Annotated in this window: 12 protein-coding genes; 6 read left to right on the plus strand and 6 right to left on the minus strand. The window is 61.7% G+C overall.

The genetic code is table 11. The annotated features are described in order from the left end of the window. Nucleotides 1-307 precede the first annotated feature (307 nt). Nucleotides 308-2959 carry a TonB-dependent receptor gene (locus tag C8C89_RS26225; protein ID WP_166674923.1) on the plus strand — a complete coding sequence of 884 codons (2652 nt, stop codon included), beginning with the start codon at nucleotides 308-310 and terminating at the stop codon, nucleotides 2957-2959. 191 nt (nucleotides 2960-3150) lie between these two features. On the opposite strand, the gene aroG is transcribed toward C8C89_RS26225, so the two are convergent. From aroG to C8C89_RS26245, 4 genes are all read right to left on the minus strand, one after another. Further along, on the minus strand, nucleotides 3151-4215 hold the full coding sequence (gene aroG, locus C8C89_RS26230) for a 3-deoxy-7-phosphoheptulonate synthase AroG (RefSeq protein WP_086146852.1): 1065 nt from the start codon (nucleotides 4213-4215) through the stop codon (nucleotides 3151-3153). A 570-nt stretch (nucleotides 4216-4785) separates the two neighbouring features. Then, a complete protein-coding gene (gene tldD / locus C8C89_RS26235; protein WP_133994024.1) occupies nucleotides 4786-6246 on the minus strand; it encodes a metalloprotease TldD in 1461 nt (486 codons plus the stop codon). A gap of 19 nt (nucleotides 6247-6265) precedes the next feature. Then, on the minus strand, nucleotides 6266-7066 hold the full coding sequence (locus C8C89_RS26240) for a carbon-nitrogen hydrolase family protein (protein ID WP_133994026.1): 801 nt from the start codon (nucleotides 7064-7066) through the stop codon (nucleotides 6266-6268). A gap of 30 nt (nucleotides 7067-7096) precedes the next feature. Continuing rightward, on the minus strand, nucleotides 7097-11260 hold the full coding sequence (locus tag C8C89_RS26245; protein WP_347876610.1) for a YhdP family protein: 4164 nt from the start codon (nucleotides 11258-11260) through the stop codon (nucleotides 7097-7099). A 237-nt stretch (nucleotides 11261-11497) separates the two neighbouring features. On the opposite strand from C8C89_RS26245, the gene glnE reads away from it, so the two are divergent. The 4 genes from glnE (at nucleotide 11498) to C8C89_RS26265 (ending at nucleotide 15983) form a co-directional block, all read left to right on the plus strand. After that, a complete protein-coding gene (glnE, locus tag C8C89_RS26250) occupies nucleotides 11498-14278 on the plus strand; it encodes a bifunctional [glutamate--ammonia ligase]-adenylyl-L-tyrosine phosphorylase/[glutamate--ammonia-ligase] adenylyltransferase (protein WP_279587417.1) in 2781 nt (926 codons plus the stop codon). Between the two features lie 97 nt (nucleotides 14279-14375). Then, nucleotides 14376-14852: a cache domain-containing protein gene (locus C8C89_RS26255; RefSeq protein WP_101484067.1), complete on the plus strand. Its 477-nt coding sequence runs from the start codon at nucleotides 14376-14378 to the stop codon at nucleotides 14850-14852. 27 nt (nucleotides 14853-14879) lie between these two features. Continuing rightward, the gene (locus tag C8C89_RS26260; RefSeq protein WP_133994030.1) at nucleotides 14880-15656 is read left to right on the plus strand and encodes a YoaK family protein; all 777 of its coding nucleotides are present in this window, start codon (nucleotides 14880-14882) and stop codon (nucleotides 15654-15656) included. 138 nt (nucleotides 15657-15794) lie between these two features. Next, on the plus strand, nucleotides 15795-15983 hold the full coding sequence (locus C8C89_RS26265) for a hypothetical protein (protein ID WP_133994032.1): 189 nt from the start codon (nucleotides 15795-15797) through the stop codon (nucleotides 15981-15983). Between the two features lie 59 nt (nucleotides 15984-16042). Here C8C89_RS26265 and gap read toward each other — a convergent pair whose 3' ends face one another. After that, a complete protein-coding gene (gene gap / locus C8C89_RS26270; protein ID WP_096234037.1) occupies nucleotides 16043-17053 on the minus strand; it encodes a type I glyceraldehyde-3-phosphate dehydrogenase in 1011 nt (336 codons plus the stop codon). A gap of 76 nt (nucleotides 17054-17129) precedes the next feature. Further along, entirely contained in the window at nucleotides 17130-19127 is a 1998-nt protein-coding gene (gene tkt / locus C8C89_RS26275; protein ID WP_133994034.1) for a transketolase, read from the minus strand. 187 nt (nucleotides 19128-19314) lie between these two features. Between tkt and C8C89_RS26280 the strand changes: the two genes are divergently transcribed. Next, complete coding sequence (locus C8C89_RS26280) at nucleotides 19315-20052, plus strand: 16S rRNA (uracil(1498)-N(3))-methyltransferase (RefSeq protein ID WP_133994036.1); 738 nt, start codon at nucleotides 19315-19317, stop codon at nucleotides 20050-20052. Nucleotides 20053-20088: the final 36 nt, after the last annotated feature.

Raw genomic sequence — 20088 nt, forward strand, 5'->3', positions numbered from 1 at the left:
CCTGCAGCACGAAGGACGGCGCCAGCAGGTATGCTGAGCGCCGTTTTATTTTACGCGCCTGACCGCGCCTGACAAGGGTTGGCGATACTTTATTCCTGAAGTAATGCAAAAAAAATAGCAATATGTTGCATTTCGTCCAAAAAGTCTGCACGAAATTGACAATCTGAATGGTGAATGTTTTGATGAGGGCCCAGAAAATTTACAGAATTTTCATTGGTGGATTTTCAAAAAGGCAAATAAATTGTTGGTGAGCAACAAGTTATTTCAAAATAATTGCCGCCTTTATCACAATAACAAGGAATTTCAGATGATGATAGAAAATGTAATATCGCGGTCGCTGCGCCTGATGTTTGCAGGCGGCATGGCCCTGAGCATGCACGCCGCGTATGCGCAAGAAACAACGGATGGCGCCATGCAACGCGTGGAAGTCACAGGTTCGAGCATCAAGCGCCTGGCATCGGAGACAGCGCTGCCGATCACCTCGATCAAGGCCGATGATTTCGCCAAGCAAGGCTTGACGACGGCACAGGAAGTCCTGTCCACCATTTCCATGAATCAGAGTTCGCAAAGCAGCTCGCAATCCGTCGGCTCCGGTACGGGCGGCCAGTCCGTCGCCGACCTGCGCGGCATCGGCGGCGACAAGACCCTGGTCCTGCTGAACGGCCGCCGTATTGCCAGCCACCCATTCAACGGTTCGTCCGTCGACCTGAACATCATTCCGATCTCGGCCCTGGAAAGAGTTGAAGTGCTGCGCGACGGCGCTTCCGCCATCTACGGTACCGACGCCATCGGCGGCGTGATCAACTTCATCACCAAGCGTTCCGTCAAGGGCGGCTCCGTCACGGTCGAACATTACGAGCCACAAAAAGCGGGTGGCGGCGACGAGTCGCGCCTGAACCTGTCCGGCGGCTACGGCGATCTGAACAAAGATGGCTTCAACGTCTTCGGCGTGGTCGACGTACATCGCCAGGCGGCGCTGAGCACGGCCGACCGTTCCTTCTCGAAGAGCGGCTACATCCCGAGCAAGGGCGTGGATAACCTGAGCGGCACCACCTTCCCTGCCAACTTCTACGATACCGGCAATGGCCTGATCGGCAACCCGGCCTTCGCCGGCGGTTGCGTGGGCGAGAACCTGTACAAGAATACTTCGGGCAAGAGCACCTGCGCCATGGATGTCACACCATTCATCCAGGCCATCCCGAAAACCCAGCAGGAATCCTTCCTGGGCAAGGCCAGCTTCAAGCTGAACCAGGATCACCTGGCCACCATCGAATACCTGCACTCGCGCAGCACCAACGAGGCGCGCATCTCGCCGCCGCCGATGTCGAACATCGGCATCCTCATGTCGTCGAGCTCCCCTTACTATCCAGGCGGCAGCGGCGGTGTGCCAGCCGTGGCGGGCCTGTCGGGCGAGCCGCTGGACATCAGCTGGCGTCCGGTGGCGTCGGGCCAGCGCAGCGGCTTCGACACCAGCACCTCGGACCGCCTGGTACTGGCTTCCGAAGGCGTCCTGGGTGCGTGGGACTACAACGTCGGCCTCAGCTACTCCGTCAGCAAAGCCACCAGCGCCTTCACGGGCGGCTACCTGAATGACCAGCGCATCATCGACGGCATCGGCAATGGCATCCTGAACCCGTTCGGCGAGCAGAGCGCCGCCGGCGCGGCATACCTGAAGGATTCCGTCCTGAAAGGCGAATACCTGAGCGCGAAGATGACCAGCACCGCGGTCGACGCCAAGGTCAGCCGCGAGCTGTTCAACCTGCCGGCTGGCGCCGTCGGTTTCGCCGTCGGTACGGAATTCCGCAACGACAAGGCCGAATACAACGTGAACCGGGATCTGGCCGGCCAGGCATCGAGCTCCGGCTACGCCGAAGCGCAGAACCAGTCGGGCAGCCGCAATATCAGCGCCATCTTCTCGGAACTGAGCATTCCTGTCGTGAAAGACCTGGAACTGTCGCTGGCAGCCCGTTATGACCACTATAACGACGTCGGCGGCAGCTTCAATCCGAAAGTCGGCGTGCGCTGGCAGCCAACGAGCCAGGTGCTGCTGCGCAGCTCCTACAACACAGGCTTCCGCGCGCCAACACTGTATGACCTGCATGGTCCGCAAACCAAGACCTTCACGGCCAACAAGTACGACGATCCACGCCTGTGCCCAGGCGGCGTACCGATTCCTGGCGCCAACAGCAATGTCGCCTGCGGCGCGCAGCAGTACATCCGCTCGGGTGGCAATCCGGACGTCGGCCCGGAAAAATCGAAAACCTTCAGCGCCGGTATCGTCATCGAGCCTACCAAGTCGCTGACCGTCTCGCTCGATTACTTCCAGATCAAGCTGCGCGACAAGATCGGCACCGTGGCCGAACAGACCCTGTTCGACAACTACGCCAAGTATCAGAACAACTTCATCTATACCGCTGATGGCAAGCTCGATTATGTGCTGGCCACCCTGGGCAACCTGGGCGAAATGCACACCTCGGGCATCGACCTGGGCCTGAACTGGAAATTGCCACGTAGCCAGTATGGCAACTTCACGTTCGCCTTTGACGGCACCTGGGTACAGAAGTATGAGTACCAGAACGAACGCGGCGGCGAATTCGTGCAAAACGTGGGCGTGTATGGCGACAATGCACCGGTATTCCGCTGGAGACACAATGCCTCCCTGCAATGGAATATGGACAAGTGGAATGCCACGCTGTCGAACAAGTACATGAGCGGCTACCGCGACCAGAACTATGTCGATCCGCAATTCGAGCAAAGCGTCAAGGCTTACTCGGTATGGTCGCTGTCGGGCGCGTACTCCGGCTTCAAGAATACCGAAGTCACCGTGGGCGTAAAAAATCTGCTGAACGAAGATCCACCGTTCAGTAACCAGATCGGCACCTTCCAGTCCGGCTACGATCCGCGTTACACTGATCCGTTGGGCCGTACTTTCTACGTGCGCGCTACCTACAAGTTCTAAGTACACCTGACACAAGCTACTGCGCGTCGCGATTTGCGGCCTGCGATGCTCACTGTGCTCAAGTAAAGTTCCGCGTCTCGGCCGCAACTCGTTGCCGCTCGCCACGCTTCTGTCAGGCGTCTTGAATGAAGTAAAAAAGCCCGGAAAGCTTAGCTTTCCGGGCTTTTTTTCATGCTGCGCGCCACGTCATTTCATTCCGCGTCGCCCTGCAGGCGGCGTTGCTTGACGGCCGCCGCCAGGTTTTCCAGCACGGCCACGCTGGCGCTCCAGTCGATGCAGCCATCCGTGACGGACTGGCCATAGATCAATTCCTTGCCCGGGATCAAATCCTGGCGCCCCGCCACCAGGTGCGATTCCACCATCACGCCGACGATGCGGCCATCGCCACCTGCCACCTGGCTGGCGATGTCGGCACACACCGGGATCTGGTTTTCCGGTTTCTTCGAGCTGTTCGCATGCGAGGCGTCGATCATCAGACGCGCCGCCAGGCCCTGCGCGGCGATGGCCTTGCAGGCCTCGTCCACGCTGGCAGCATCATAGTTGGGCGTCTTGCCACCGCGCAAGATGATATGGCAATCCTCGTTGCCGTTGGTCGAGACGATGGCCGAGTGGCCGCCCTTCGTGACGGAAAGAAAATGGTGCGGCTGCGAGGCGGCCTTGATGGCTTCCACGGCGATTTTCACATTGCCGTCCGTGCCATTCTTGAAGCCGACGGGACACGACAGTCCCGAGGCCAGCTCGCGGTGCACCTGCGACTCCGTGGTGCGCGCGCCGATGGCGCCCCAGCTGATCAGGTCGGCAATGTATTGCGGGCTGATCACGTCGAGGAACTCGGTGCCGGCCGGCAAGCCCAGCTCATTGATATCGCGCAACAGTTCGCGCGCCATGCGCAAGCCATCGTTGATGCGGAAGCTGTTATCCATGTACGGGTCGTTGATCAGGCCCTTCCAGCCCACCGTGGTGCGCGGTTTTTCGAAGTAGACGCGCATGACGATTTCCAGTTCACCCGCGAAACGCGCGCGCTCCTTGACCAGCAGGCGCGCATATTCCATCGCCGCCTTGGTATCGTGGATGGAGCAAGGCCCGATCACCACCATCAGACGGTCATCCTGGCCATGCAAGATACGGTGCAGGGCGATACGGGCGCTGGCAGCAGTCTGTTCGGCTTGCTCCGAGCAGGCGAATTCGCGGATCAGGTGGGACGGCGGGGTCAATTCCTTCATTTCGCGAATTCGCAAATCATCGGTGCGGGGCATCATTTTCTCCAAAATTTAAGGAAGGGTAAAACATCTGGGTAAAAAAAAACCGCCATCAGTGGCGGTTTTTTAGAATTTGCTGGGATCTCGTTTTTTGCTGCTACGTGAACCGACCGCTACTCCACCGCCTTTGGGTTGGAATTGCTAAAGTAAAAATAAGCGGTAAAAAAGTGGCGAGCGAACATGCGAGTCATCCATAAGTGATGAACGACTATAAACCTAAATTGCAAGGGTTGGCAAGCATATTTGTCGGCAAAGCCGCATGCCGCCGCCGTTTTACACTGCAAAGTGCGTAAAAAAGTATAAAAAGTTGCGCGCTGTCGATACGCCTTGGCTGGCTGGCAACGCTGTGGCCGCCGTGGCGCACTCGCCACGCCAGCCCTTTTTTGACAGTGGCAAGCGACGCACTACTGATGCGGATCGAATGCCGCCCAGGCCACACGGCCAGGACTTCAGGGCGCCTGCCCTTTCCGGTCTGACCTCCAGGAGCATCGCATGATTTACGCTACAACTGCCGCTCCATTTTCACCACCACTTTTAAGGCGCAGGTGTTTGGGGTTGGCCCCTGATTCAAGCCGTGCCGCCAACCGTGATGCCGTCCAGGCGCAGGGTCGGCTGCCCTACGCCCACGGGCACGCTCTGCCCCTCCTTGCCGCACACGCCCACACCCGAGTCCAGGCACATGTCGTTGCCGATCATGGAGACGCGGTTGAGCACGTCCGGACCATTGCCGATCAGGGTCGCCCCCTTGACCGGGTAGCTGAGCTTGCCGTTTTCGATCATGTACGCTTCGCTGGCCGAGAAGACGAACTTGCCGTTTGTAATATCGACCTGACCGCCGCCAAAGTTGACGGCATACAAGCCGTTCTTCACGGAAGCGAGGATTTCACCCGGGTCCCGGTCGCCGCCCAGCATATAGGTGTTCGTCATGCGCGGCATGGGCAGGTGGGCGAACGATTCGCGGCGCGCATTGCCCGTCACGGGCATCTTCATCAGGCGCGCATTCATGGTGTCCTGAATATAGCCCTTCAGGATGCCATCCTCGATCAGGGTCGTGCACTGCGTCGGATTGCCCTCGTCGTCGATGTTCAGGGAGCCACGCCGGCCAGCCAGGGTGCCGTCATCGACCACGGTGACGCCCTTGGCGGCCACGCGTTCGCCGATGCGTCCGGAAAATGCGGACGAACCCTTGCGGTTAAAATCGCCTTCCAGGCCATGGCCGATGGCTTCATGCAGCAGGATGCCAGGCCAGCCCGGTCCCAGAACGATGGTCATGGGGCCGGCTGGCGCGGGGCGCGCTTCCAGGTTCACCAGTGCCGAATTGACAGCCTCGGCCGCGTATTGTTCCAACACGGCATCGCTGAAATAGTCATAGCTGAAACGCCCGCCGCCACCGGCCGAACCCGTTTCGCGGCGGCCATTTTGTTCCGCGATGACGGTGAGCGAGACGCGCACCAGCGGGCGGATATCGGCCGCCAGCACGCCGTCGCTGCGCAGCACCAGCACCACGTCGTATTCGCCCGCCAGGCCCGCCATCACCTGCACCACGCGAGGATCTTTCGCCCGCGCCATCTTTTCCACGCGCTCGAGCAATTGCACCTTGGCCGTGGCGTCCAGCGAGGCGAGCGGATCGTTGGGCAGGTACAAGGAACGTCCGCCCTGCGCCAGCATCTGGCCCGCGATCTTGACTCTGCCGGCACCCGCGCGTGCGATGGTGCGCGTGGCCGCCGCCGCTTCCAGCAAGGCCCGCTCGGAAATGTCGTCGGAATACGCAAAGGCCGTCTTGTCGCCGGACACGGCGCGCACGCCCACGCCCTGGTCGATGGAAAAACTGCCCGTCTTGACGATGCCCTCTTCCAGGCTCCAGCCTTCGCTCTTGGTCGACTGGAAATACAGGTCGGCATAGTCGACCTTGTGTGTAAACATCGTGCCCAGGGCCTTGAGCAGCTTGTCTTCGTCCAGGCCAAACGGCGTAAGCAGGAGTTCGCGCGCCACGGCCAGGCTGGACAGATTGGGTTCAAATGGGATCATGGCTATCTATTCTTTACATTTACATGGTGCGGTGGGCTAAAGCGGGCAAGGATTCGCGCACGCCGGCCAAAAACAGCAGGTCGATTTCGCCGCTCACCACGCCCTCGCCTTCGGGCAACACGGCTTTCACTTCTCCCCACGGGTCGATCAGCATGCTGTGGCCCCAGGTACGCCGGCCGTTCGGGTGCAGGCCACCCTGCGCCGAAGCCAGCACATAGCACTGGTTTTCGATGGCGCGCGCACGCAGCAGCACTTCCCAGTGGGCGCTGCCCGTCGTATGGGTAAATGCGGCTGGCACGACAATCAGCGCGCAATCGCCCATGGCGCGGTACAGCTCGGGAAAGCGCAGGTCATAGCAGATGGACAGGCCGACGCGGCCGAACGGCGTCTCGATAGCGCGCACTTGCGCACCGGGCACGATGGTGCGCGATTCGTTATAGGACTCGGTGCCGCGCGTAAAACCGAACAGGTGGATCTTGTCGTAGCGGCCGGCCGGCGCGCCTTGCGGGTCGTACACCAGCGTGGTATTCAAGACCTTGCCCTCCTCGCCGGAGATCAGTGGCAAGGTACCGCCGATCAGCCAGATGCCATGCTGGCGCGCCATCTGCGCCATGCCATCCTGGATAGGGCCGCTGCCGGGCTGTTCCGCATGGGCCAGCTTGTCCGTTTCCTGCCGGCCCATGATGGCCCAGTATTCGGGCAGCACCACCAGCTGCGCGCCACCGGCGGCGGCCTGCGCCACCAGGCGCCGCGCCGTGGCCAGGTTGTCTTCCACGGACGGCGAGGAAATCATTTGTATTGCTGCGACTGTATGCATCATTGCCACCTCTTATCCATTCGAACGCCTCGCTTATTTCGCCACAGCCTCCGCCGCCGCAGCGGCAGGAACAGCGACAGGCTCCAATTTACCACCGTCAAGCTTGGTCACGACGGGCGACTTCCACGGGCCGGCGATCTGCATATGGTAAGTGAGCGCCTTCATCACGGGCGCGCGCAGGAACAATTGCGCCAGGAAGCTGCCCAGGCCGATGACGGGATTGACAGCCAGCGCATACACGAGCGGCCCCGTGCCCAGGTTAAATTCCGGGATCACCACCACGTGCAAATTCGTCGTTTCATTGGCGATGTCGGCCGTGCCATCCATCAGTACGGTGGCCGCCACGCCGTGCATCTTGAGGTTGTCGGTGGTCACCACACCCCGTTTGATGCTGGCGTTGGCCGTGATGCCGTCGAAGGCCAGGCCTTCGGAAAACACGTCGTGAAAATCGAGTTTCAGCAAACGGGGCAAGGCTTGCAGGCTGAGCACGCCCAACAGCTTGGCCGCGCCCGGATCCTGCTTGAGGAACTGGCCCGACTCCACATTCATCTCGATCTGCCCCGACAGGGTGGGAATGTCCAGCGAATACGGCAAGCCGTTCCAGGCGATGTCGCCGCTCAGGCGCCCCTTGCCGCGACGCACCGTGTCGGCAAAGCCGAAGCGGTCGAGCAACTTGCCCGCATCGACGATATCGAGGCCAAAACGCAGGCTGGTCGTGCTTTGCCCATCCTTGATGACCCATTTGCCATTGCCGCTCAGTGCGCCATCGGGATTCGACAATTGCAGTTTGCCCACGCGCCACTCGCGCCCGCCCGCCGCCATGGTGTTATAGGCCTGCAACTCCAGCCGGCCGATCTTCTTGTTGAACAATTCAAATTGCTCGGCGATGATATCGAGCGAAGGGATCGACTGGGCGCCGCTCTTGCCTTCCAGCAAATTTTTCACATCGTTGGCGGCCGATTCCGGAATAATCAGCGAGGACAGGCGCGCCGTCATCTTGCCCAGGCCGGACGGTGTTTCCAGCCACGTCACATAGCCCGACACTTGTTTCGCGTCAATATTGGCTTGCCACACATCCTTTTGATGCGTGGCGCCGACCACCACGTTTTCCAGCTTGCGCTCGCCCAGCATCAGTTCGCTGGCGCGCGCCGCCATCATGTCCGGCACCACGTATTGCGCGATATCGGGCGCGTCGTCGGCGCTGCCGCCCGCCTCGGCTGGCGCCGTGGCGCTGCCGGCGATTTCGCTGCCGACGGCGATCCAGCTATCCACATCCAGCGTTTTCATATTCACGTTGAGCATCATGCCGCTGTCCGGTTCCGGCGCCGGTACGTTCACGCCGATGCCGCCGCGCATCAGGCGCCAGGCATCCTTGCCCTGCTTCTGGCGCTGGTAGCGGGCAGCGATGCCAGACCCCAGCGCGATGCGGATATCGTCCGTGCGCAGGCCGGCGCCGTTCGCCGCGTTGCCCGTCAGGGTAAATTTCACGGGCAGGCTATCGCCGGCGGGCTTTTTCAGGGGGGCGGGGAAATCCAGGCCCAGGCCCGTCAGCGGCGACTCGACATTGACCACCACCTGATGGTCGCGCGCCGTGATCAGGCCGCTGTAGCGCGCGCCGCCGTTCAAATGTTTCGCCAGGCGCTGCAGCACCGGTGCCGGATACGTCTTGCGCAAGCCATCGATGGTCATGTTGCCGGCGATTTTCACCTGGATGGAATTGTCCGCCTGCGTGCCACCCGAGATGGCCAGCGGCCCGCCCAGCAGGCTGCCATTCAAGCCATTCAGGTTGACGCCCTTTTCGTTGAACTCGATCTTGCCCTGCGTGCCCAGCACGGGCGGCATGTCATGGAACAGCACCACGTCATTGCCCGCCAGTTGCAAGCTGCCCTGCACGGTCGACTCCAGCATGCGCTCGATCGGCAAGTGCAATTTAAGGGCCAGCCTGGCGTTGCCCGTCGCCGTCGTTTCATCCGTGAAATGTTCGATCCAGCCCAGCACGGGGCTGGCCGTCACATACTTGAGGAATTCCTGCATGGGGCCGGCCGCGTTGCCGTCGATGTCGAGCAAGGTGTCGAATACGGTCAGGTCGGGAATCACGGCTTTGACGTTCGTCAAGGCCACGCCGCCCGTCATGGCCGTATCGCCGCGAATTTCCATGCGCGCCCGCTCGAAAATAAAGCTGCCCTTGATTTTTTCCGCCTGCGGCCACAGGGGCGCCTTGCCCGCCAGCGGTCCGTTTTCCGCAAATTCCCCGGGCGCATAATTCAGGATGCCATTCTCGATCTTGCCGGCAACACGGAAGTCGCTACGGCTGCGCTGGGCAGGCGTATCAGCCTTGAAGGGGAAGTGCTCAAGTTCGCCGCGCAGGCGCAGGCTGACATCGCGCGCCACGCCGCCTTCCAGCGCACCCGTCAGCCAGTGGCGCAGGTGCTCGGGCGTTTGCAGTGGCAGATAACGGCCAATGGTGTTGATCTGGAAATTGTCGATCGTTCCCGTCAAATCGACCTGGCCCAGGTTCTTGCCGTCGAGCGGCATGCGGTGCGTGCCTTGCAAGGCGACGCGCAAGCCTTGCTGATTGAAGTCGAGCTTGTCCAGCCCGACTTGCAGCATATTCTCCGCTTCAAAGGTCCAGCGCGCCTGCATGGCGAATTGTTCGAACGGCAAGGCCGGCTCGCTCAGGTAGGTGGGAAATTGCAGCACCAGGTCTTGCGCGTCGATGCTGATGCTGCCACCCTTGTCATTGGCGTCAATGCTGCCGCTCAGGTGGTCGAAGCCTGGAATGGCCGGCGCGGCCGCCTGTGCAGGGCTGCTCGCCGTCTTCGCCACGGCCAGGCGCGCCGGCTGCGCATTCAAGCCCAGGTCGATGAGTTTTCCGCGCAGGCGGTAGCTGGCGGGCGTGGCCATGTCGCCTTCCCATTGCGCTGAAAAATCTTGCAAACGTCCGCGCGGCGCCAGAGCGTCGAGGCGCTGGCGCTGCTGCTCACCCAGCGGCAGCTTGTCGGCCAGCGCGGCCAGGGTTTGCAAATCGAGGGACTTGGCCGTGATTTCCGTGCGCGCCGGCTTGCGTTTGGTGGCGGCAACAAAGCGTTCGGACAAAGTCGTGGGCGGCAAGCTGAGGCCATCACGTGTTTCCACTGCGAAATTCGTCAACTCCACCTGGTGTCCATTCGCGCCAAAGGTTGGCTTGCCGTCCGGCACTTGCGCCGACAGCTCTTCCTTTGCCGAAATGCGCCCGCTGACGGACAGCAAATCGAGCGGGGCGATATGCTCGCCCAGTTGCGCCTGCACATCCGTCAAACCCACATCGGCCGTGAAGCCGGCCAGGCGCGCGTGATCCAGGCTCAGCCAGGCGCGCAGGGCGCCCTTGCCCTGGCTCAATTCAAACGGATAGTCGAGATAGCTGCGCCAGGCGGCCAGGTCGGCGTTTTTCAGGTCGGCGTACAACTCGCCCTTCCACATGGACACATCCGAGATGCGCGTGCTGAAAGGGGGATGCGTGAAGTGAGCGCGCACATCGATAGGCGCGGCCAGGCTGGCAGGCGGCGTGGCCTGCAAGCCCAGCCGGTGGCTGCGCCAGCGGTTGCGCAGCAACAAGTTGACCTGGCTTAAAGCCAGCTCCGGCGTACCGCGCGCTTCATCCGTCCAGCGCACCTTGCCGTCGTGAATGATGATCTCATGCTGCGACAGCAGCCAGTCGGCGCCCTTGCCATCGCTGCCCTGGGTGCTGTCGAGCAGCACACCGGCCACATACAGTTTGCCATCCGTGCTGCGCCGCACGTCGAGGTCGGGCCGCGTGATTTCCAGGGTATCGAAACGCACGGAGCCGAGCACGCTCCACCACGACACGGTGGCCGAGACACTTGGCAGGCTCAGCGCCTGACGGCCTGCCTGGTCGCGCAGGCTCACGTCGCCCAGGAAAAGATTCGGCCGCACGCCATGCCACGAGGCATAAATACGCGCGATGCTGACAGGGTTGCCCAGCGCGCGGCTAGCCGCCCGCTCGATATCACCCTTGTAGTAATCGATATTCGGCAGGATGGCGTAGCGCAGGAATAAAAACAGCACGGCGAAAGCGAAATACGCGAGCAGCACCAGTTTGATGGTAAAACCCAACACATGGTGGGTGGCCAGGTTGGCCATGCGATAGGCGGCACGCAGCCGCTGCCAGCGCAGGGCCAATGGCACATGTTCTGTCACGCTTGCTTCTGGCGGTTTTTGCATCAATAAGCTAATAAACTGGCCCGGCGTCAAATAATGGCAAAAATCGTCTGCATTCGTGGTGCGCGCCTGCATCCTTGCGCTTGCTTCTGAGCAAAGCCTCCCTTACCATCGTCCGGAAGAGCACGCCCTGCCGGCGGCATTCGCGCCAGCGGCACAATTTTACCGCATCCCCCGCCGTTCGCAGCCAAGTTAAACAAGAACCATGCACGCAGCATTCACGAGACCCTTACCAACACCATGAGCACACAGCCTTTGATCTCCGCCTCCCGTTTCTACCAGCGCTGGCTGGGCGCCGCCCCCGAGCGCGCCGCGCAAGTAGCGCAACTGGTGCGCGCGCCGCTCGACGGGCTCGATTTTTCCGCCGCGCTGCTTGAACAGGCGAACGCCGCCACGCCCCCGCTGCCGGCCGAGCGCGCCATGCGCCGCCTGCGCAACCTTCTCGTCTGCGGCCTGATCGAGCGCGATCTGGGCGGCCAGGCGGACTTGAACGAGGTCGTCACGGCCATGACGGACTTTGCCGATTTCGCCATCCGCACGCATGTGGACGCCATCATGGCCGAGATGGTGGCCCTGCACGGCATGCCCGTCGGCGAGGAATCGGGCGAGGAACAGGCCTTGATGGTGCTGGCGATGGGCAAGCAGGGCGGCGGCGAGCTGAACGTCTCGTCGGATATCGACCTGATCTTTGTCTATCCGGAAGATGGCGATACAGTCGCCACTCAGCCGGGCCAGCGCAGCCTGTCCAATCATGAGTTTTTCATTCGCATGGGCAAGAAACTGATCGCCGCCCTGGCCGAGATCACGCAAGACGGCTTTACTTTCCGCGTGGACATGGCCTTGCGCCCGAACGGCAACTCGGGCCCGCTGGCCGCCAGCCTGGGCATGGTGGAGCAATACCTGATCGTGCAGGGCCGCGAATGGGAGCGCTATGCCTGGGTCAAGGCACGCGCCGTGACGGGCAAGCCGGAAGACATTGCCTCGCTCGACGCCATCGTGCGGCCCTTCGTCTTCCGCCGCTACCTCGATTTTGGCGTCATCGATGCCATCCGCACCATGCACGGCCAGATCCGCGCCGAGGTCAACCGCCAGGAGCGGCTGCACCCGGACCGCAGCAACAACGTCAAGCTGGGCCGCGGCGGCATCCGCGAAATCGAATTCCTCGCGCAAGTGTTTCAATTGATACGTGGCGGCCGCGATGCGGAGCTGCGCGAACGTTCCACGCGCGCCACCTTGCGCACGGTGGCGGACAAGGGCTTGCTGGAACCGGCCATCGTGGAACAGTTGCTGGGTTCCTACACTTTCCTGCGCAACCTGGAACACCGCTTGCAATACCTGGACGATGCGCAAACCCACACCCTGCCCGCCAACGAGGCCGACCGCCTCACCGTGGCGCAGATGATGGGCTTGCCCGACACGCCCACCCTGCTGGCCCAGCTGGAAGCGCACCGCGTGTTTGTCGCAGGACAATTCGACGAGATGTTCAGCGACAAGAGCAGCGGCACGCCGCCGGCCGACACGGGCATCGACCCGCAAACGTCGAACGACTGCGCCGCCTCGGACCAGCAGGAAGCCATCGAGGCGCGCTTTGCCGCCCTGGGCTTCCATGAGCCCGCCGCCTGCGCACGGCGTTTGCTGGCCACGTGGCAGGCGCCACGTTTGCAATCGTTGCCCGAGGCGAGCCGCACGCGCCTCGTCGCCCTCGTCAATTCCGCCCTGCCCCTGATCACCGATTGCTCTGTTTCCAATGGTAACGCCAGCCAGCTGGCCACCCTGGGCCGGCTGCTCGACTTTTTGGAAGCCATCGCACGCCGCTCTGCCTACCTGTCATTGTTAACCGAGTATCCACACACACTGGAACGCGTGGTGCGCATGGTGTGCGCCAGCGGCTGGGCCGCCACCTTCCTCACGCAGCACCCCATTCTGCTCGACGAATTATTGGATGAACGCATCCGCAACACGGTGCCCGACCCGGCCGCGCTGGCGCTGGACCTGCAGCGCCAGCTTGACGACGCGCCAGGCGATACGGAGCGGCAGATGGATATTCTGCGCGAAACCCACCACGCGCAGTTGTTCCAGTGCCTGGCGCAAGACCTGGCGGGCGACCTGAGCGTGGAAAAGCTGGCCGATTACCTGTCGCAGCTGGCCGACATCATCGTCGCCGCCACCGTGCAAGCCGTCTGGCAGACCTTGCCCACACGCCACCGCGAAGTGCCGAAGTTCGCCGTCATCGCATATGGCAAACTGGGCGGCAAGGAACTCGGTTATGTCTCCGACCTGGACGTCATCTTCCTGTTCGACGACGACGACCAGGAAGCGCCCGGCCTGTACGCCAAGCTGGCGCAGCGTTTCATTACCTGGATGACCTCGCACACCTCGGCCGGCATCCTGTTCGATATCGACATCGCCCTGCGCCCCGATGGCGCCTCGGGCATGCTCGTTTCCAGCGTGCAGGCGTTCGAGCGCTACCAGGGCAGCGCGGCCTGGGTGTGGGAACACCAGGCGCTCACGCGCGCGCGCTTTTGCGCTGGCGATGTCGCCATCGGCAAGCACTTCGAACGCATCCGCGACACGATCTTGCGCAAGGAGCGCCCGGAAAACGGCCCGCTCAAGGCCGAAGTGGTGGCCATGCGCAAGAAAATGCTGGATGCCCACCCGTCCCGCCCCGGCAGCTTTGATCTGAAACAAGATTCGGGCGGCATGATCGACATCGAGTTCATGGTGCAATACCTGGTGCTGCAGCATGCGGCGCAGTATCCGCAGCTGACGGCCAACTCGGGCAATATCGCCCTGCTGCGCCTGTGCGGCGAACTGGGGTTGATCGACGCGCAGCTGGCCGCCCTGGTCGCCGACGCCTACCGCGCGCTACGCAAGCTGCAGCACCAGTTGCGCCTGCAGGGACAAGACCTGGCCCGGGTGGAACCGGAAAGAGTCCGCGTGCATGCGGATAACGTGATGCGCCTGTGGCACACGATCTTTCCCGCAACGATTGCATAAGCCCGGCGGCGGCGTATGATACGTACAGGCAATTCCACTTCCGAGTAGTGCCGTACAACAGGCCACGCCGGGGTTGCTATCATCCAGGAGACAGCGTATGAAGACTAGTGTAAAAACGGGCATCCACGCCCTCGTTGCCAGTTTCATCATCTGCGCCATGCCGGCAGCGGCATGGGCTGCCCCCAAGGGCAGCGCGGACGAAGCCATCGCCATGACCAAGCGCGCCGTGGCCATGATCAAGGCCGATGGCAAGGAAAAGGCCTTTGCTGCCATTGCCGATCCCGCCAACACCAGCTTCCATGACCGCGACCTGTATATTTATGTGTACGACATGAATGGCGTCACCCTGGCGCACGGCAACAATCCCAAGATGGTCGGCAAAAACCTGATCGACCTGAAGGACAATGAAGGCAAGACCGTCATCAAGTCGCTGATCGCCACGGCCAGCACGCCGGCAGGACGCGGCTGGGTAGACTTCAAGTGGCCCAATCCGCTGACCAAGGTGGTCGAGCAGAAATCCGGCTACATCGAACGGGTCGACAATATGATCGTCGGTTCCGGCATCTATAAATAAGCCACGGCAAGAGGAAACCGCATCCGCATGCCGCTCCATTACCTGTCCCGCCTGAGCGGATCGGCGCGCGATACGCAAGCCAATCTGCAACTGGGCTGCGTGCTGGCGCTGGTGGCAGGCGCCGTGAATGCGGGCGGCTTTCTCGCCATCGGCGGCTACACCTCGCACATGACGGGCATCGTCTCGGGCATGGCCGATGACCTGGCCCTGGGCAATATTACGCTGGCCCTGGCCGCGCTGGGCGCGTGGCTGGCCTTTGTCAGCGGCGCGGCCGTGACGGCCATCATGGTGAACTGGGGCAAGCGGCGCCGGCTGCACAGCCAGTTTGCCGCCAGTCTGCTGCTGGAAGCGGCGTTATTACTGCTGTTCGGCCTGGCGGGTAACTACCTGGCGGCCATGCCCGACATACTGGGCCCCGTCACCATCTTGCTGCTGTGCTTTGTCATGGGTTTGCAGAACGCCATCATCACGAAGATTTCGGGCGCCGTCATCCGCACCACCCACGTGACGGGCCTGTCCACCGACATCGGCATCGAACTGGGCAAGATGGCGTATTACAACCGGCGCCACCTGCCGGACCGGATGGTCAAGGTCAACCGCGGCAAGCTGAGAACGCACGGCCTGCTGATCGCCTGCTTCTTCATCGGCGGCGTCAGCGGAGCCTTGGCCTTCAAGCACATCGGCTTTCCGGCCGCCACCATCCTGCTCGCCGGCGTACTGACCCTGCTGTCCGGCGTGCCCGTGCTGCGCGACTTGCGCCTGCTGTGGCGCTTCTACCGGCGCCGCCTGCATGCGCAACGTTGATAAAAATATTTTTCTTTAAGGCAATATCAATCTGACTTTAATGCTAATATTTTTCTGCGCCTGGCCGGTTCACCATGCCTGCCGTAGCGGCCTTTTGATTCGACACCCTACCGTTGTCCAATTGTGAAAGCGAGAAAAATGATTTCCATTAAAAAAGCCCTGTTTGTCTTTGCCATCGCCGTCGGCGCCGCAGCTTCGTTCTCCAGCACGGCCGCCGTGCGCGCGTGGATTCCGTCGGAAAACTGCGACTACATCCTCAACATGTGCTACCAGGGCGTCGAGGCGTCGTGCGAGCAGTGGCGCAACCAGTGCGAACCCAAGGAATAGGCTGGCAACAGACGAAAAAAAAACGCCCCGAAGGGCGTTTTTTCTTTGCGGTCAAAAAATTACTTGGCCGACATCAGTGCGACGGTGGTGTCGAGCATGCGGTTCGAGAAACCCCACTCGTTGTCGTACCACGACGATACTTTCACCAAACGGCCCGATACCTTGGTCAGGGTCGAATCGAAGTTCGACGAAGCCGGATTGTGGTTGAAGTCGATCGACACCAGCGGTTCCGTCTGGTACGTCAGGATGCCTTCCAGGGCGCCTTCCGACGCGGCTTTCATCAGCGCGTTGACTTCTTCCACGGTGGTGTCGCGCTTGGCGATGAAGGTCAGGTCGACCAGCGACACGTTGATGGTCGGCACGCGGATGGCAAAGCCGTCCAGCTTGCCATTCAGCTCAGGCAGGACCAGGCCAACGGCGGCGGCAGCGCCCGTCTTGGTCGGGATCATGCTCATGGTGGCCGAACGGGCGCGACGCAGGTCTTCATGCATCACGTCGGACAGCACCTGGTCGTTGGTGTAGGCGTGCACGGTGGTCATCAGGCCCGTTTCGATGCCGATGGCGTCGTTGAGCGGCTTGACCAGCGGTGCCAGGCAGTTGGTGGTGCACGAAGCGTTCGAGATGACGGTGTCGGTCGATTTCAGTACCGAGTGGTTCACGCCGAACACGACGGTCGCATCGACGTCCTTGCCGCCTGGTGCCGAAATGATGACTTTTTTCGCGCCGCCCTTCAAGTGAGCCGAAGCTTTCTCTTTGGTGGTGAAGAAGCCCGTGCATTCCAGCACGACGTCCACGCCCAGCTCGCCCCATGGGATTTCAGCCGGGTTGCGCTGTGCGAATACGCGGATCGGATCGCCATTGACGATCATGTTGTCGCCCTCGACGGTGACCGTGCCCGGGAACTTGCCGTGCGCGGTGTCGTAGCGGGTCAGGTGGGCGTTCGATTTGGCATCGCCCAGGTCGTTGATGGCAACGATCTGGATATCCTGTTTCTTGCCGCCTTCGTAGAAAGCGCGCAACACATTACGGCCGATGCGGCCGTAGCCATTGATTGCAACTTTGATCGTCATACTCTGCTCCTGATTAAAAAAGAAGGTACATGCACCGCCCCGGCGAGAACATCGCCAGGACCGTTAAAAATCAATATCAGCCAGCGATAACGGCTTTCACCTTGGCAACGACGTTCTCGACCGTGAAGCCGAAATGCTTGAACAGCACGCCGGCAGGCGCCGATTCGCCGAACGTGTCGATACCCACCACGGCGCCTTCCAGGCCCACGTATTTGTACCAGAAGCTGGTCACGCCAGCCTCGATGGCCACGCGCGGCACGCCCTTGGTCAGCACGCTGGCCTTGTAGGCGGCGTCCTGGCGGTCATACACGTCGGTCGACGGCATCGACACCACGCGCACATTGATGCCTTCCGAGGCCAGCGCGCTGGCGGCGGCCACAGCCAGTTCCACTTCGGAACCGGTGGCGATCAGGATCGCCTTGGCGTCCGCCACGTCGTTCAGCACATAGCCGCCACGGTAGATGTTGTCGATCTGTTCGGCGCTACGCTCCTGGTATGGCAAGTTCTGGCGCGAGAAGATCAGGGTCGACGGGCCATCCTTGCGGCGCACGGCGGCGCCCCAGGCAGCAGCCGATTCGACGGTGTCGCATGGACGCCAGTTGTCCAGGTTCGGGATCAGACGCATCGACGAGACGTGCTCGACCGATTGGTGCGTCGGGCCGTCTTCGCCCAGGCCGATCGAATCGTGGGTGAACACGAAGATCGAACGCAGCTTCATCAGGGCAGCCATGCGCAGGGCATTGCGGCTGTAGTCGGAGAACGTCAGGAAGGTGGCGCCGAACGGGATGTAGCCGCCGTGCAGGGTGATACCGTTCATGATGGCGCTCATGCCGAATTCGCGCACGCCGTAGTTGATATGGTTGCCAGGCTGGCCCGAACGCACGGCCACGCATTCTTTCCAGTTGGTCAGGTTCGAACCGGTCAGGTCGGCGGAGCCGCCCAAAAATTCCGGCAAGGACGAGGCCAGTGCCTGGATGGCGTTCTGGCTGGCCTTGCGGGTGGCGATGTTTTCTTTCTTCTCGACGCAGGAAGCGATGGCGGCGCTCAGGGCCGCTTCGAATGCCTGCGGCAACTCGCCCTGCATGCGGCGGGTCAGTTCAGCGGCTTGCTGCGGGAATTCGCGGCTGTAGGCGCCAAAGCGCTCGTTCCAGTCCGCTTCCAGCAGGGCGCCTTGTTTCTTCGCATCCCAGGCGGCGTACACGTCGGCCGGCATCTCGAACGGTGCGGCATCCCAGCCGATGTATTCGCGCACGGCAGCAATTTCCTTGTCGCCCAGCGCGGCGCCGTGGACCTTGTCGCCACCTTGCAGGTTTGGCGAACCCTTGCCGATGATGGTCTTGCAGCAGATCAAGGTTGGCTTCGATGCGGTCTTGGCGGCGGCGATGGCGGCAGCCACGGCGGCAACGTCATGACCGTCGACAGCGCGGATGACGTTCCAGCCGTACGCTTCGAAGCGGGCCGGGGTGTCGTCCGTGAACCAGCCTTCGACTTTGCCGTCGATGGAAATGCCGTTGTCGTCGTACAGGGCGATCAGCTTGTTCAAGCCCAGGGTGCCGGCCAGCGCGCACACTTCGTGCGAAATACCTTCCATCAGGCAACCGTCGCCGACGAAGGCGTAGGTGTAGTGATTAACGATGTCGTGGCCAGGCTTGTTGAATTCAGCGGCCAGCAATTGCTCCGACAGGGCCATGCCGACGGCGTTGGCGATGCCCTGGCCCAGCGGGCCGGTGGTCGTTTCCACGCCGGGCGTGACATCGACTTCCGGATGGCCCGGGGTTTTCGAATGCATCTGGCGGAAGGCCTTGATGTCATCCATCGACAGCTCGTAGCCCGTCAGGTGCAGCAGCGCGTAGTGCAGCATCGAGCCGTGGCCATTCGACAGGAGGAAACGGTCGCGGTTCTGCCATTTTGGATTCGCTGGGTTGTGGCGATAGTGACCACTCCACAGAGCAACTGCGATCTCGGCCATGCCCATTGGCATGCCTGGATGGCCGGAGTTGGCCTTTTGTACAGCGTCCATTGCCAGTGCGCGGATCGCATTGGCCATTTTGGTAGTCGGGAGCGTAGTTGTCATGATGGTGTGGGTCAGTCGCGAGTTTGGGATTCGTTTGCAACAGCGCGGGCAGGGAAGCCGGCTGCTTTCTGTAGTCAACTATTTTACCAGACTGGGGGGCTGCAAATTAGAATTGCGGCGTACTGGCCCGCCAAATGGCTATACTTTGACGTCTTTCCACCCCACTTACCCCCCGTTGAGGATTTGCATGCCGCGTTTTTTCTGCCCCCAGCCACTCGTCGCCGGTGCCACCGTTTCCCTGCCGGAGGCTGTCGCCCACCATATCCAGGTCGTGCGCCTGGTGCCGGGCGACCTCATCACCCTGTTCAATGGCGAAGGCGGCGAAGTGCAAGCCAGCCTGGTGGCGGTCGCCAAGCGCAGCGTGACGGCTGAAATACAGACGCATGTGGCGCGCGAAGCGGAGCTGCCGTATGCCGTGACCCTGGCGCAAGCGCTGCCGGAAGCATCCAAAATGGACTGGATCATCGAAAAAGCCATTGAACTGGGCGCAGCCGGCATCGTGCCGCTGTCGGCGCAGCGGTGCGTCGTGCGCCTGTCCGCCGAACGGGCCGAGAAAAAACTCGCGCATTGGCAAGGCATCATCGTCTCCGCCTCGGAACAATGCGGGCGCAACCGCCTGGCCCAGCTGGCGCCGATGCAAGACTTCAACAGCTGGATTCGCCAGCAAGATTTACCGAATCATAACAATACGCGCATCATCTTGACGCCGCGCGCGGAACAGTCGCTGGCCGACTGGGCCCGTCACCAGCCGCCGCAAGCGATCACGGTGATGGTGGGGCCGGAAGGCGGCTTTACCGAGGCGGAAGAAAAAGCCGCCATCGCGGCTGGCGCCATCGGCCTGGCTATGGGGCCGCGCATCCTGCGCACGGAAACGGCGGGATTGACGGCGCTGGCGACGCTGAGTGCACTGTGGGGCGGGATGTAATCCGCAAAAACCAACAAAAAAGCGCAGGACGGTTAC

Source organism: Janthinobacterium sp. 75, assembly GCF_004365495.1.
In the GTDB taxonomy this organism is placed as follows: domain Bacteria; phylum Pseudomonadota; class Gammaproteobacteria; order Burkholderiales; family Burkholderiaceae_D; genus Janthinobacterium.

Bases quoted from the DNA above. Each gene is read 5' to 3' on its own strand.
- C8C89_RS26225 (WP_166674923.1), top strand. From the start codon at position 308: ATGATGATAGAAAATGTAATATCGCGGTCGCTGCGCCTGATGTTTGCA.
- aroG (WP_086146852.1), bottom strand. From the start codon at position 4,215: ATGCCCCGCACCGATGATTTGCGAATTCGCGAAATGAAGGAATTGACC.
- tldD (WP_133994024.1), bottom strand. From the start codon at position 6,246: ATGATCCCATTTGAACCCAATCTGTCCAGCCTGGCCGTGGCGCGCGAA.
- C8C89_RS26240 (WP_133994026.1), bottom strand. From the start codon at position 7,066: ATGATGCATACAGTCGCAGCAATACAAATGATTTCCTCGCCGTCCGTG.
- C8C89_RS26255 (WP_101484067.1), top strand. From the start codon at position 14,376: ATGAAGACTAGTGTAAAAACGGGCATCCACGCCCTCGTTGCCAGTTTC.
- C8C89_RS26260 (WP_133994030.1), top strand. From the start codon at position 14,880: ATGCCGCTCCATTACCTGTCCCGCCTGAGCGGATCGGCGCGCGATACG.
- C8C89_RS26265 (WP_133994032.1), top strand. From the start codon at position 15,795: ATGATTTCCATTAAAAAAGCCCTGTTTGTCTTTGCCATCGCCGTCGGC.
- gap (WP_096234037.1), bottom strand. From the start codon at position 17,053: ATGACGATCAAAGTTGCAATCAATGGCTACGGCCGCATCGGCCGTAAT.
- tkt (WP_133994034.1), bottom strand. From the start codon at position 19,127: ATGACAACTACGCTCCCGACTACCAAAATGGCCAATGCGATCCGCGCA.
- C8C89_RS26280 (WP_133994036.1), top strand. From the start codon at position 19,315: ATGCCGCGTTTTTTCTGCCCCCAGCCACTCGTCGCCGGTGCCACCGTT.